Genomic DNA, 14580 nt, shown 5'->3' on the forward strand with positions numbered 1-14580 from the left:
GACACCTGTCCCCTGATGCCTAACACCTGTCCCCTAAGACCTAATTCTGCCGCAAAGATAAAACGTTAAAGATATACTAAAAACATCAGATAGTGAAAATATAGATAACTAAAAATGTAGCAGTTTGATAAACAACAGAATAAAAAGAAAACAAGAGCGAAAAATATAGAAAGAATGTAAGGAAATTACGAGGGGCGAGTTACGAATGACGAGAGACGAATGACGAGTTACGAATGACGAGAGACGAATGACGAAATATAAAATAAGTTAAAAAAATAGGATATAAAGATGTTTTTTATTATTTTTGCCCCGATGATAGGTTTTAGGGGGCAGGTCTCAGGGGATAGGTTTCAGGAATCTGACTGGTCTGACTGGTTTGACACGTCCGACTTGTCTGATAAAAACTAATAATAATAATTATATGAAAAAACTAATTTTTTCGGCATTCATTGCCACAGTATTATGCCTTTCCTCTTGCGGGAAAGACGACGACAACGTCGGAGGTAGCACTTCGATCAAAGGGGATTGGTATCTTTACAACATTTATAATGACCCCGATGGTAATGGAAAAAGCTGGGCAATTTCTGGCAATTGCGCTAAAAAAACTTATTGGTCTATTTCCGATAAAAAAATAAAGCACGAATGGTATTACTCAGAAGGTTCTGAGTGCAAATACACTCCAGTGTATTACGATTATACGGCTACTAATGGCGTTTTTAATATGACGATTGCCAATGATTCTCCTAATGGAAACAAAAGGGGAACAGCCTCTATAAAATACGAAATAAAGGACAAGGAACTTATCCTTCGCTTTAAAAATCATCGACAACAGGAAGAAATACAAGTTCTCCACAAAAAAGGGGTAGACTATAGCTATCTCGACCCTTTTATAGGACGTTGGATAATGACCAAAATAGAAGCAGGAGGCACTACTTATATTACGGGCACTCCTGCTTGCTTTACAGGTACTATAGTAGCGAGCTCTATAGGCTTTTCGCTTTACTATACCCTGCCTGCTTCTCAAACACAATGCCAAGCAGGTAAAGTGGAAAGTTACGACTATGTAAAAGAAGGAGGCAAATATTACAATGTTTCTAACGGACAAAAAGTACCCTTACCTTTTAGCTTTAGCAACAACAACCAAGCACTTACGCTTAGTCTTGGAGGAACTACAATGTTCTTCCAAAAACAGTAATCAATTAATAAAATATATTTTAATACCCTCTTAACCAGATTGCCCCTCTCTTCTTGGGAGAGAGGGAATGGGAGAGAAGATAACACAAATATTATATGAAAAAACTTATTTTTTCGGCACTCGTTGCCACAGCATTATTCGTTTCCTCTTGCGGGAAAGACGACGACAACGGCGGAGGTAGCACTTCGATCAAAGGAGATTGGTATTACCATACTGTGTATGGAGACTATAATGGCAACGGGAAAAATATTCGTTGGAGTACTCCTGATAATTGCGCCAAGCAGTCTTATCGCTCATTTTCAGATACCCAGATGAAGTTCGAATGGTATCGTAGGGATGGTTCTGGATGTAAATATACTCCTTTCTATTACGATTATACCCTTTCTAATGGTGAGATAATTCATAGTATTGCTAGCAATTCTCCTAATGGCACTAAAGGACAGAAAATGAATTCTTTTAAATACGAAATAAAAGGCAAAGAACTTATTTTGCGTTTTACAAATAATTTAGGTATTCCAGAAGTAGATATCCTTCACAAAAAAGGAGTAGACTATAGCTATCTCGATCCTTTGGTAGGACTTTGGGAACTTACCAAAATAGAAGCAGGAGGCACTACTTATCCTGCGGGTACTCCTGCCTGTTTTACAGGTAGTATAGTAGCAAGCTCTATAGGCTTTTCGCTTTACTATACCCTGCCTGCAAACAGCACACAATGCCAAGCTGGTAATGTGGAAAGCTACGACTATGTAAAAGAAGGAGGCAAATATTACAATGTTTCTAACGGACAAAAAGTACCCTTACCTTTTAGCTTTAGCAACAACAACCAAACACTTACGCTTAGCCTTGGGGGTACTACAATGTTCTTCCAAAAACAGTAATCAATTAATGAAATAGTTACTTTACTTTAAAAAAAATCCCTTGCAGTGCAAACTGCAAGGGATTTTTTACTTGTTATCTGTTACCTGTTATTTGTATTAATATTCGTATGTTATAGTTTCTTCCAACTTACCGTCAGAATTGTATTTTTTTATTTCGCTTATATTGCCTTGTGCGTTGTATTGGTATTCCCTGCGATATTCCGTAATAGAATCGGCTTTGCCTTCTTCTTTTGAAATGTGTCTCATTAAGGTAAGACAATTTTTAGAAATAAATTCTTCGGGGTAGAGCAAGTCGCCTAAATGACCATAAGCTTGATTGGGTTTATCGTTGTATTGATACTCCCAAACATCGGCAGTTCGAGTGAATTTTTGTTCACTTTTCAACTTATTCCAACGGCTGTCAAAAGTAATTGTTTCAGTATGTCCGCCTACAATAGCAGCTGAAACAGTAGTACCGCTATAAGTATAGTTTGTTTCTCTAACACTTGGTTTAGGATCTATGTATTGTTGCATAGCGTAAATGTACTTTGTGAGCTTACCTTCAGAGTCGTAAGAATAGCTGTGAGTATACGTTCTAACGCCCCCCTCTACAATTCTAATCTTTTCTACCAATCTTTTGTTTTCAAAGCGGTAAGTTTCTTTTTCATCAAGTATAGTACGTCCCTCACGTGAGGTGGTAATTTCGGTGGGGTAACCATTAGTATCGTACTTGTAATCAATGATATAAGTAGTAACATTTCCATTTTTTAAATCAGTTACTTTCTGAATAGATTTGGTAACCTTATCATTGACAATAGTAAATTCAGCAACCGATTTCATTTGTCTTAAATGCTGGGTAGTAGTTAAAATGTGAGGATATACTCCCACAGTGGGTTCAGGAGCTTCCTTGGGTTCTAAAGTAACAGGAGGCTTCTTGTCGTCAGGAGCCTCGTTGTCGTTTTTACTACACGCAGTCAAGCAAGCAGTAACTAATAGGGAAAGGATTATTCTTTTCATTTTTGTTGAAATTAAAAGTTTGGGGCAAAGATACGAAATAAATTTTTTACAATCAACAAACCTTATAGTATTTTAAGGCGTCATTTGTAACAAGTTACTAATTTCCTCGGTGTGGGTGCGGCAGTAGTACATCACAAAAGCGATGTAAGGTACGAATAATAGTATGCTCCACAACAAACCTTGTGCAAAACCTTTGTAATCACCGATGCGGTAAAGGGTGTAGCCTGCCCATAGCAAGTTGAGTGTCATTGTGATATGCGATAGTTGGGCAAAGATATTGGCGCCATTCCACGTGAATGTGAAGAGTCCCATAGTGCCGAAATAGTACATCGGCAGGAAGGCAAGGGGCAGCCAAAAGCTCTTTTTGGTGAGCCAAAAGGCGATAAAGCAAGCTAAATACACTAAGCTGCTGGGTGAGCAAGCGTTATAGGCAAGCCATTGCACGAAATTTACTTTCAAAGTGAAGAAGAAATAACCACTCCCTGAAAGTGTGAGCAATAATAAGAGGATTGCCAAAACAATCCCTGTGCTTTTTTCAGTTTTTGTAAGAATCATAATGTTAAAAATTAGCAAATTAGTTAATTAATGGGGATATAGATTTCTGTTTTTAGTTTTTCTTCGGGGGTGCGGCGAGCGTCGTTGAGGTATTTCTCGAACATAGGCTCATCGCGCAGTTCGTATTCACTTTCTACTACCCAACGCATTGCAGCATCGCAAACGGCAGAAAGCTGAGCGTAACTGCCTTGATAGAAAAAGACGGCATACTTGCCTCCAGCTAAGGTTTTGCAACTCACATTTCCTTCAGGCTGAGCAGGTTTGTGAATAGCCAAACTTACTTCCGAACGTTGTAGAGAGGCTTCGGTAATTTTAGGGTCGTCGTACGATACGCATATAGACTCAATGCCTTTGGTAAATAGCTTTTGCGATTTTACAACCGCCCATAATTGTTCGTAGGCTTTGCCGTAGTCTAAAGACCCATATCCGCCGGTAAGGGCTACATAGATGAGGTTTTTAGGCTCGAGTTCCATTATTTTAGGAGCTTTGAGAGCCAAATCGGGGTTGATGATTTCTTTTTTCATAATGTAAATATCTTTATTACTTCTGTACTCGGTAGGGGTAATGCCATATTGGTTTTTAAAGGCTTTGGAGAGCGATGCAGGGGTTTCATAGCCTATATTGAAGGCAATTTGCTCTATAGGAAGGGTAGAGTAGCGCAGCAGTTGGGCAGCGGTTTCTATACGCAAACGCGCGATAAAAGCGATAGGCGATTCACCTTTCAGCACTTTGAAAATCCTACAAAAGTGAAAGTGCGACAAGTGGGCAATATCGGCTAATGTTTTCAGTTCGATAGGCTCATCGAGGTGACGGTTGATGTATTCCGCTACCTTGTTGATGCGCTGGGTGTAATCGTTATGAGTGATGGATTTCATAGGGTGTAATTAGAATTTCTGGGGCAAAGATACAGCAGTTTTCTCAAGGGGACTTTTCCTATATTGCTTTATTGTTTGTTATTACAATACAAGTTGGAGGGAAGCAGACAAGATTGAACAAGGTCAGACAAGTCAGACAACTCGGATAACTCAGATAACTCGGACAAGGCTGTCAAAAGTATCCTGTAACCCCTGACCCCTGACCCCTAACACCTAATATAGTGACAAAAAAGAAAGTATCTAAAAAGTGAATCAATGCACTTTTTAGATACTTTTATTTTATAGACTTTATCAAAGGTGCAAGCCGCACGGGCAATTAAGGACTTTGCCAAAGTGTAGCAACTAACTCCTGACACCTAAGACCTGAAACCTAAATCTCCCCTTTCTTCATTTTTTCAAAATTGGTTTGAATCTCTGATTTTTCATCGTCGCCACCAAATTCGGCTTTAGGGAGGTTTTTAACGGCTTTCTCTTGTATTTCTAAGGCTTTTTGCTTTTCACCACGTGCGTACAAGAGGTGTGCAAAGGTGTCTAAATAATAAGAATTTTCGGGTTCTAATTGTACTGCCGAACTCGACCATTGGAAAGCCTCATTCAATTTATCGGGGTTTTGCTTGTGCTCTTCAAATACTTTCCAAGCAATGTTGTTGGCGCGATTTGCAAAACGCATTTTGTAGTATTTCCAACTGTTCTCATCATCGCCTTCGGAGAAAGTCTTGTCTAATGCAACGATGAGATTGCCGTCTTTTTGCAATAGATTTTTGTAGTACTCACCGAAGTACACTGCGGCTTCATCTACATTGTTATCATAGAGAAAATCGATGTAGTTGTCATCAGAGAAGAGTTTCTTTTTCAAACCTTCTTTATAAACAGTTTTTACGGGTTCAAAGAGTTTTTTGTCGTTGAAAACGATACGGTCGAGTTGGTTAGAGAGCTCTCCGTAATTTACTTCTATGATTCCTTTTTCTAAACGTTCGTTATAGCCCATATAATAATCCTCATTACCATCAATTTTTTTGTTGTAGGCTTTGATTTCATCGGCGAATTTCACCAAATAAGCGATAGCATCTATATCGGCGGTAGTTGTGGGTTTTTCGGCGTTGAAAATGCGATAGTAATAGTTGGCGTCGGCATTGTTGAGCGAGAGCAAGAAAGCGTACTCAGGGTCGAATTTGGTGTCCTTTTTATGAATATTTACCACGCGTTCCCATTGAGCGATAGCCTGTTCTGGGGTGAGTTGCATTTGGTAAACACCTTTGGGATTCTTGAAATTAGAGAAATAATCTTCGGCTTCTTGCGCAATATAGTCGAAAGCTTCTTCCTCATTGCTGTCACCTGTTTTTTGCTCTGGACGATTCTTTGCTAATAAATACACACGCTGACTGTCCTTTTTTAGGAAAGTAGTGAAAATGTTTTGCAGTTCTTTTACGGGTAGTTTAGGGTTACTCAAGGCTTTGTCGAGTGCGCGTGCCATTGCAATAGTGCTGAAACGGGCTACATTTTCGTTAGAAGTAAAGAGCTCATCGCTGGCAACCTCACTGATGGTTGCGGGTTGTGAATAGAGCACATTGCCTGCAACGTCTAACAAAACTACTTGGTTACCCGCAGGAACTCCTTTAGCTTTGAGGGTTTTGAGGTCTTTGGCAGTAGCCAAATAGAACTCGTAAGGATAAAGCGGACTGTTATCGTCATCATCGTAGTTGTAGCCACTGCCGTCTTCTTTGTATTTAGCGAAGAAATCATCAAATTCAGCTTTTGCTTTTGAGTTATCGGGTTGCTGGAACACTACCACCAAACGACTTTGTTTATCGGCTGAAGCGAGGGCAGCATTGAGGTTTTTAGGCACCGAAACTACGGCTTTGGCTTTTTCTTTGGCGTTTTTATTGGGGTCGTATTCAGGGATATCGCGTTCTTTTCCAAAGTCGATGAAGTGAGCCCAATGGCTTACGTTCTCTTTAGAAGCGACAGGCACTTGGTTAGGATTAGGCTTGTCGTTTGGTTTGCTAAAGACGATGGCATTGCTGCTATTGCCTTCCGAAACTGAAATAGTTTGTTTGTCGGGATTGTAAACCCCGTTGAGGTTGATGGAATTACCACCGCCTAAAACAGCGATTTCCACAGCATTTGTATATTTGCCAATAGGGAATTTTTGGATATTTACTTCCTTGTTTTTGCTGTAGGCAGCTTGGTGAGCATCAACTAAGTAGAGATTGGCAGTGCGGGGCACTTCAAAACTTTCGAGCACATAGTAAGTTTCGCCATTGCTATCCTTTTTTTCTTCAATATTCTCTAAAGAATCGATTTTGTTATAAACGCATACGTACTCCACTTCTCCTTTAGCATTTTCATACCCTATGTAGAGATAACGCGGATCGGCGCCAGTGCGAGGCAGTGTTTTGAGTGTGATTTGCAATTGCTGACTGTCGCTTTGTTTTTTCTCAACAACAAAAGAAGAGGTTTGAGGTTGGAAAAGTATTTTTTTATCTTTGAGAACGTACTCGCCTGAGGTAGCAATCAGTTCGTAAGTGCCGTTGGGGAGGAATCTCAATTCTAAAGCATTGCCAAGTGAATTGGCTTTATAATTTCCTGAAGGAACGGGGGTTTGCGCAGCCAAAGAGAGGGGCAAGAGCGCTAATAAGGGGAGTACTTTCATTTTTAGATATTAGTTAATAAGTTAAGAGTTAAAAGATAAAAAAGTCTATCAAAAAGTGAGCCAGATGCTTGCTACTATAATCCTGTTTTAGGTAATAGGTTGTTTTTAATGCTGCTCACGTTCAAAAATATGCAACGTATGATTACTATCTAAGATATACACCTTATTTTCTGAGACTTTTAAATCTCTAAGGCGAGTAAAACTATCATCTCTTTCCACTACAGCAATAGGCTCTGAAACATAGATAATTTCCTTGGTATTGATGTCTAAAATACCGAATTGTAATTCTTTGTCATTATAAAAATACAATAAATCTTCTTGTAGACTTGTATTCCCACTAACTCCATATTTTTTTAGGTTCATTTTCTCCATTTTATCCCACATACCATATAGCATAGGAGTTATTTTTTCTTTATTGAGGTCTATTTCAAAAAATCTGTCAGCTATTAAACCGATAATTACTCCTTTTTTATCATCCAAAATAAATTTTGCACGATAAAAAATGTAAAACTCTTCACTATCTACATAACTATCGACTTTGCCTAATAAATTCCCCTTGGGTATCCCAAGAATACGATGTTCCAATTCCCCAGTTTGAATATCTAAACCAATAAATCCACCTCTTTCTATATAAACCCAAAGAATATTGTTATATATTCCTACAAATTGTTCTACTTCATAGTCAAATTCTTCATCTGTACTATAATCTTTACCTTTACCAAGAGAAGAAAGAGGAAACTCCCATAGATGTTCTTTCTTTTGAATAGAAAAGGCTCTGATAGATGTTTTATCATTTTTTATATATATGTATATATATTCATTTGAGAAAACACTTATAGCAGATCGATCTATATCTCCCAATACTATAAGATTCCCTTCTCTATCCAAGAGAGCTGTAATGAATATTTTTTGTTGTTCATCTAAAAAATAAGTTTCTAAAAACTCTTTAGATAAATACAGAAAAGCTTTGTCTTTTCCTTCTTCTATTAATTCTAAATTTTCGTCGAAGATTTTATAATTATTCTCCCACTCACTACAATAGAATTTACCATTAAAGGTAACAAGCGGGCTTAGTGGCGTTTTATAAAGCATTTGTTTCTTTTCACCACATTGAATTTCACGTGATGTGTTGATGTAATAAGATTTACCTTTATAAATAACATAATCTCTTACATTATCTATTTTAGAATTTAGTTTAAACATTTTATTGTGTTTTTATTGCATTTTGCTAAAGGTATAAGGACTTTTATAGGGTGCTAAAATAGTCATTTCTCTGAAAAAATAATAGCTTAGATGTTACTCTTCTCTTTCAAAAATATGTAATGTATGATTACTATCTAAGATATAGACCTTATTTTCTGAGACTTTTAAATCTCTAAGGCGAGTAAAACTATCATCTCTTTCCACTACTGCAATAGGATCTGAAACATAGATAATTTCCTTGGTATTGATGTCTAAAATACCAAATCTTAGTTGTTCAGCAAGATAAAAGTACAATAAATTATCTTGTACAGCATATTTGGTAGAAGTGTCTTTCCCTCTAATATTGTACTTTTCAAACTCTTCCTGTAAGCCATATTGAGTAACAAAAGGAGGCTCTTGGGTTAAATCTATTTCAATAAAGACATCCATAGCCATACCAAGAATTTTTCCTTTTTCACTATTTAAGAAATAATCACTTCTAAAAAAATCTTTGCCTTTGCAAATAGTTTTTCCTATAGCTTGATCATATTCAGGAATACGGTATTTTAATTCTCCTGTTTCAATATCTAAGCCTATAAAGCCTCCTATCTCTATGAAAGCCCAAATAATTCCATTGTATATGCCTATAAAGTGTCTTATTTCGAAGTCTCTTTCTTCATCCCACGAATTTTTCCACTTCCCAAGTGAAGAAAGAGGAAACTCCCAAAGAATTGAATCTGAATCTATTTTTCTACAAGCTATTTTCTTTTTAAAATCACGAAATATATACTTGTCTATAATACTTCTTCCTAACCAACTTGTAGCTTCAAAAAGTATTTTTTTCTTTTCAAAATCATAAATCCCTTCTTGTGGTTTATCATCAACTTCATAAAAAGAAAAGTAAGGGTAATTTTGAGCTTCTATCCTATAATTATTAATAACAATAGTTAAATCGTTAATATTGATTATGGCAGAATCTCCATACACAATCTCTCTTGATATCAAATGGTCTTTTCCAAAGGGATATAGTTCTTGCTGTCCAGAAATTTCTAATAGACATTCATTTGATTGAGCATTAAAGAGTCCTTTGCTATTAATGTAATATTCATTCACATAAGCTATTACATTGTTTATTGTTCTACTTTCACAAAACATAATTATTCAGCTTTTATAAAGTTAAAAATAGGGTGTTTAGCATCAAAAGAAATATCTTCTACTAAATCTTTGAAATTTTTAAGACTATTTATTTTACCAGTTCCATCAACTCTATCAAATTGCTTCCATATATTTGGATTTGTTTTAAAAATTTCATCACTGTTACGTTTAAACAATTCTTTAAAAGCTTGTTTTACCTCATTTATATTAGCTTTATTACTGTTGATCATATAAGCTAAATCTTCTATTTTGTTAACTTCTTGTAAATAACTTTCAAATTGCTTGATAAATCCTTTATCGTTAGCTATTTTACTCCAAGTTTCAGTATTATAGCTTTTAAACTCTTCAAATAAAGGTAGACCTTCATTTCGGTTATTGTTAAACTTCACGTCATAACGGCAGTTGGCACAGATATCATCTAAACCTTTTTCAAACTTCATATCTAAATGCTCAATGTTTTCAGGGGCATATTTTTTAGGGTTTTTCTTAAAGGTGGATAACATATGCTGTGTGCCTTCACGCATAGCGGCATTGCTACTTAAAGCGCCTTCTTCTATTTTTTTCCATAAATCAGGACGGTTTCTAAAAGTATAGGCTACTTCTATATAGTTTTCGAGCATCTCATCTATGGTACGACCTCCAAAAATTTTCCTTCCTGCCTCTTTACAATTACCACAAGGAGCGTCTTTATATTTAGCTAAGAAAGAAACATAGGGTTAATATGATGATATAAAAACTATTGCTTATTCTCATTTAAAAAGGATTGGGTTCATTTTCTAAATGAGTGATTAAATAATCAAATCCTTGTTTGAAAATAGCAACCTCTTCTGTTTTTTCAGGTTTCTTTATACCATACAAATCAATAAGTTTCAATGTTTCGTTTTTGTATTCTTCATATTTTGAATGATTGCCCCATTTTAATATAGCTATTTTTTTAAATAAGTGTACTGGGAAACTCCCTCCAACAACTATTTCTGCTTTTCTCTCAAAAGGTACACTCCCCACATAATCAGCTAAAAATTTTATATCTAATAGTTTAGGAAATACTTCTTGTTCATAATATGAAAGACATTTGTAAAACTCCGACAAAAACTCCTCTAAATGAGCCTCAGAAGTGATTTCTTGCAAAAAAGAATAGTCTGTTTTATAGAAATCTTTGATAACAAATCCTATATCATTACAATAATATTTTTTCAACTCTTGTATTATTAAATCATATACGAAATTTTCTAATTTATTTAATTGAATCGTAAAAGGGTTAAATCTAAGGAAAGAATCAAATTGTAACCTACAATCAAACTTTAATATATAACTATCAGTTTTTTTACAAAGAATAATCATATCTGTATCTTCTTTTGTAACTGAATAATTTATCATAACTCTATTGCTTTCGAAAAGACTTTTAATTTTGTTTCTTGTTAAATCCATAAGTAAAATTATTTAGTTATTCCTTTATAAAAGGATTGGGTTCATTTTCTAAATGAGTGATTAAATAATCAAATCCTTGTTTGAAAATAGCAACCTCTTCTGTTTTTTCAGGTTTCTTTATAGCATACAAATCAATAAGTTTCAATGTTTCGTTTTTGTATTCTTCATATCTTGAATGATTGCCCCATTTTAATATAGCTATTTTTTTAAATAAGTGTACTGGGAAACTCCCTCCAACAGCTATTTCTGCTTTTCTCTCAAAAGGCACACTCCCCACATAATCAGCTAAAAATTTTATATCTAATAGTTTAGGAAATACTTCTTGTTCATAATATGAAAGACATTTGTAAAACTCTGACAAAAACTCCTCTAAATGAGCCTCAGAAGTGATTTCTTGTACAAACTCATACTTTTGAGGATAAAATTCATAGCAAGAAAACACCATTTCGTTATCATAGTATTTACCTAACTCATCTAATAAGAGATTAGAGAAAAAATGTTCCATTTTTTCTAAGACGACTGTAAAACCTGTAAAAGTCAACATATAATCAAATTGCAGTCTGAATCCAAAAGTATATGCTACTCCTGTAGTATTTCTAAAAAAAGTAATAAATCCTGCATCTCCTAATCTTGATTTATATTTTTTAGAAACCATAGTTTCTATTTTCCTTTGTAAATCTTTCTTTTTAATTTCCATTTTATATATTTTATTTAGTTATTCCTTTATAAAAGGATTGGGTTCATTTTCTAAATGAGAGATTAAATAATCAAATCCTTGTTTGAAAATAGCAACCTCTTCTGTTTTTTCAGGTTTCTTTATACCATACAAATCAATAAGTTTCAATGTTTCGTTTTTGTATTCTTCATATCTTGAATGATTGCCCCATTTTAATATAGCTATTTTTTTAAATAAGTGTACTGGGAAACTCCCTCCAACAGCTATTTCTGCTTTTCTCTCAAAAGGTACACTCCCCACATAATCAGCTAAAAATTTTATATCTAATAGTTTAGGGAATACTTCTTGTTCATAATATGAAAGACATTTGTAAAACTCCGACAAAAACTCCTCTAAATGAGCCTCTGAGGTGATATCTTGCGAAAAAGAATAGTCTGTTTTATAGAAATCTTTGGTATTAGGATATATATGGTTACGATAATATTTTTTCAACTCTTCTATTATTAAATCACACACTAATTTCTCAACCTTTTTAATTTTGAGAGTAAACCCCTCAAATGTTAGTAATCTATCATATTGTATCCTAAAATCAAATGAATATTCTAGATTTTCTCCCTTTAACTCATAAGAAAAACTATCATCGGTAATAGTAGCATCATTATTTACTAAATTTACCTTATACTCTTTTGATATTACTTCTTTTATTAATTCGTGTAAGTATCTTTTATCTAGTTCTATTTCCATTTTATATATTTTATTTAGTTATTCCTTTATAAAAGGATTGGGTTCATTTTCTAAATGAGTGATTAAATAATCAAATCCTTGTTGGTATAAAGGAGCCTCTTTTTCATATCTTGGCTCTAAAAAGTCTTCTTTTATAAAGGTCTGTAAGCCGTTTTTATACTCTTCATATCTTGGGTGATTTCCCCATTTTAGAATAGCAATCTTCTTAAAAAGAGTGACAGGATAAGTTCCGCCAACTACAATCTCCAATTGTTTATCAAAAGGTACACTTCCCACATAATCAGCTAAAAACTTTATATCTAATAGTTTAGGGAATACTTCTTGTTCATAATACGAAAGACATTTGTAAAGCTCCAGTATAAGGAATTATATTAAACCCAATTGTTATTAAATTACTCTTGTCTTCTATTTTAAAAAAACATTCTTTTTTGGAATATTTAAATTTTACTTCCATTTGATTTAATAATAAATCAATATCTGAAATTGATTTACTATTTATACTATTTTGAAAATCAGAATATTTATTACATATTTCTAAATATCTTTTTTCAAAATTGATTTTTTGCAATACTTTTTTTAATCTAATGTCTATACTCATAAATTATTCCATATTTTCACCAAGATAAGTTCATTTTTACTCAGTTAGTCTCATTTCTTGTTGATTTTATATAAAACTGACATTAATCTATAATTCCTTTTCTTTTGGCTTCGGCGGTAACAATCTCTATATCGGGGAGTAACTCGCGATGGGCTGTGGTGAGTTTTTGAAAGAATTCATAGAGATCATATCTATAGAGAAATAGTCTCTCAGCATCAGGAATTTTTACAGCTTCTTCATAGAATTTGATAAAGTAAGCCATAGCCTTTAGGTCGGTAGCATCAGGGATGTATTCGGTGTGAAAGATAATTTGCAGGAAATTCTGGTTGTAGAATGTAGTGTAGTTGCGTATGAGTAAACGGGTATACTCCTCATTTATTTTTCTATCGCGATAATGAGTATCCACTAAGCGTTTCCACTGCCAGCGCAGTTGTTTAGGGGTTAGCTTTAAGGTGTAATTTTCTACCTTTTGTAGTTGTAAATCATAGTTGTTGGTCACCATTTTGTGAAAAGCGTTTTCTACATCTTCTATAGGAGCTTGGGGGTTGGTAAGCACTTTGTCGATGAGACGAGCAGTGGCAGTAGTGCGCACCTCAGCTTCAGTATCGTCATAGAACAATTTTTTGCGATGCATTTCGGGTATAGTAGCTTCTTTATAATACATTACGTCACCATCATAATCACATACAGCATACACGTTTTTATCAGTAGGAATGCCATTTTTTTTGAGCCATTGAGCGTCGTCAATTTCATCTACTAAGTAAAAAAAGTAGTAGTAAATAGGTTTTTTGCCTTCTAAATCTTGGTCGTTAGGGTGTGATTCTATATAGTCGTTCCAGTAATCGTCGTAATGTTTAGACCTTTTCTTGTCGTTAGGTTGAGAGAGCACAACTAATAGTTTTTCTTGGTCTCGAACGATGTCGCTTATCACTCTTATCCGCATAGGAGGGGGAGGAGGAGGCGCAATAGGTATAGAATCGGTTTGACCAAAGGCAAAAAGGGGTAATAGTGTTAGAAAAAGGTGTTTCATCGTTAATAAGAGTTTAAAAGATATTAAAACTCCGTTTTATAAAGATTTTCAAAATAAAAGAATTGCTAAAGTTTGTGCCAATAAGTACGAACTCTCTTGCGAACATTATCTCTAAATTCTTCGTTTTCTAAAAGAGTTTTATCTATAACAAAGTTGTTATACCAGTCAAAAGATTCGACTGCTTTTATAAGCCCAATCTTTACGGACATCCATTTCGGGGCGGTTTGATTGAAACCAAGCAAGGATGTAGTCTACTGCAAAATTTTTAAGTTCCATTGTTAAGCGATTTATTTAAAAGTGAATTTTGGTGCAAATATAAAGAAAAAATAGTGATAAAACGCTTATGGCAATAGTTGCATTGGTAGCGTTGTTTGCCATTGCAATTCTTCCCACTTTTGACAATTGACTCAGATTGACAATAGGGACATAAAAACTTAACTCCCAATCTGGAGCATAAAGTTCCAAAACTATCTTGTTGCTTCATTTGCTTATGCTATAATTGCGAAAATAATGCGAAGGCAAAGCACTAATTCCTGCCTTCGCATTTTTAACTTATCAGATAGTCTTGATAATCAAGACCCTATTTTCACAACTCCCAATCTGGAGCATTACCCA

General features: G+C 34.8%; 16 protein-coding genes. 2 read left to right on the top strand and 14 right to left on the bottom strand.

Features of this window, described 5'->3' with window-relative positions:
* Positions 1-421 precede the first annotated feature (421 nt).
* Together CGC57_RS07030 and CGC57_RS07035 are read left to right on the top strand one after the other, a co-directional pair.
* The gene (locus tag CGC57_RS07030) at positions 422-1195 is read left to right on the top strand and encodes a lipocalin-like domain-containing protein (protein ID WP_095898556.1); all 774 of its coding nucleotides are present in this window, start codon (positions 422-424) and stop codon (positions 1193-1195) included.
* Between the two features lie 95 nt (positions 1196-1290).
* A complete protein-coding gene (locus tag CGC57_RS07035) occupies positions 1291-2073 on the top strand; it encodes a lipocalin family protein (RefSeq protein ID WP_095898557.1) in 783 nt (260 codons plus the stop codon).
* Between the two features lie 96 nt (positions 2074-2169).
* On the opposite strand, the gene CGC57_RS07040 is transcribed toward CGC57_RS07035, so the two are convergent.
* The 14 genes from CGC57_RS07040 to CGC57_RS13150 form a co-directional block, all read right to left on the bottom strand.
* Complete coding sequence (locus tag CGC57_RS07040) at positions 2170-3069, bottom strand: hypothetical protein (RefSeq protein ID WP_095898558.1); 900 nt, start codon at positions 3067-3069, stop codon at positions 2170-2172.
* A gap of 72 nt (positions 3070-3141) precedes the next feature.
* Complete coding sequence (locus CGC57_RS07045; protein WP_095898559.1) at positions 3142-3624, bottom strand: hypothetical protein; 483 nt, start codon at positions 3622-3624, stop codon at positions 3142-3144.
* Between the two features lie 23 nt (positions 3625-3647).
* Entirely contained in the window at positions 3648-4499 is an 852-nt protein-coding gene (locus CGC57_RS07050; RefSeq protein WP_095898560.1) for an AraC family transcriptional regulator, read from the bottom strand.
* A 370-nt stretch (positions 4500-4869) separates the two neighbouring features.
* Positions 4870-7152 carry a hypothetical protein gene (locus tag CGC57_RS07055; protein ID WP_095898561.1) on the bottom strand — a complete coding sequence of 761 codons (2283 nt, stop codon included), beginning with the start codon at positions 7150-7152 and terminating at the stop codon, positions 4870-4872.
* Between the two features lie 105 nt (positions 7153-7257).
* Positions 7258-8355 carry a hypothetical protein gene (locus CGC57_RS12990; RefSeq protein WP_232033959.1) on the bottom strand — a complete coding sequence of 366 codons (1098 nt, stop codon included), beginning with the start codon at positions 8353-8355 and terminating at the stop codon, positions 7258-7260.
* A gap of 93 nt (positions 8356-8448) precedes the next feature.
* Entirely contained in the window at positions 8449-9489 is a 1041-nt protein-coding gene (locus CGC57_RS12995) for a hypothetical protein (RefSeq protein ID WP_232033960.1), read from the bottom strand.
* Between the two features lie 2 nt (positions 9490-9491).
* The gene (locus CGC57_RS07070; protein WP_232033961.1) at positions 9492-10109 is read right to left on the bottom strand and encodes a hypothetical protein; all 618 of its coding nucleotides are present in this window, start codon (positions 10107-10109) and stop codon (positions 9492-9494) included.
* Positions 10110-10242: 133 nt separating this feature from the next.
* Entirely contained in the window at positions 10243-10917 is a 675-nt protein-coding gene (locus CGC57_RS07075) for a hypothetical protein (protein ID WP_095898562.1), read from the bottom strand.
* Between the two features lie 16 nt (positions 10918-10933).
* Positions 10934-11614, bottom strand: coding sequence for a hypothetical protein (locus tag CGC57_RS07080; RefSeq protein ID WP_095898563.1), 681 nt, complete (start codon positions 11612-11614; stop codon positions 10934-10936).
* Between the two features lie 18 nt (positions 11615-11632).
* Positions 11633-12337, bottom strand: coding sequence for a hypothetical protein (locus tag CGC57_RS07085; RefSeq protein WP_095898564.1), 705 nt, complete (start codon positions 12335-12337; stop codon positions 11633-11635).
* Positions 12338-12355: 18 nt separating this feature from the next.
* Complete coding sequence (locus CGC57_RS07090; RefSeq protein WP_095898565.1) at positions 12356-12613, bottom strand: hypothetical protein; 258 nt, start codon at positions 12611-12613, stop codon at positions 12356-12358.
* Between the two features lie 49 nt (positions 12614-12662).
* On the bottom strand, positions 12663-12935 hold the full coding sequence (locus tag CGC57_RS07095; RefSeq protein WP_232033962.1) for a hypothetical protein: 273 nt from the start codon (positions 12933-12935) through the stop codon (positions 12663-12665).
* An 82-nt stretch (positions 12936-13017) separates the two neighbouring features.
* The gene (locus CGC57_RS07100; protein WP_095898566.1) at positions 13018-13965 is read right to left on the bottom strand and encodes a hypothetical protein; all 948 of its coding nucleotides are present in this window, start codon (positions 13963-13965) and stop codon (positions 13018-13020) included.
* Between the two features lie 265 nt (positions 13966-14230).
* Positions 14231-14449, bottom strand: a complete 219-nt coding sequence (locus CGC57_RS13150; protein ID WP_095898567.1) for an IS1/IS1595 family N-terminal zinc-binding domain-containing protein — start codon at positions 14447-14449, stop codon at positions 14231-14233.
* Positions 14450-14580: the final 131 nt, after the last annotated feature.

The sequence above is a fragment of the Capnocytophaga sputigena genome (assembly GCF_002302495.1).
GTDB classification, from domain to species: Bacteria; Bacteroidota; Bacteroidia; order Flavobacteriales; family Flavobacteriaceae; genus Capnocytophaga; species Capnocytophaga sputigena.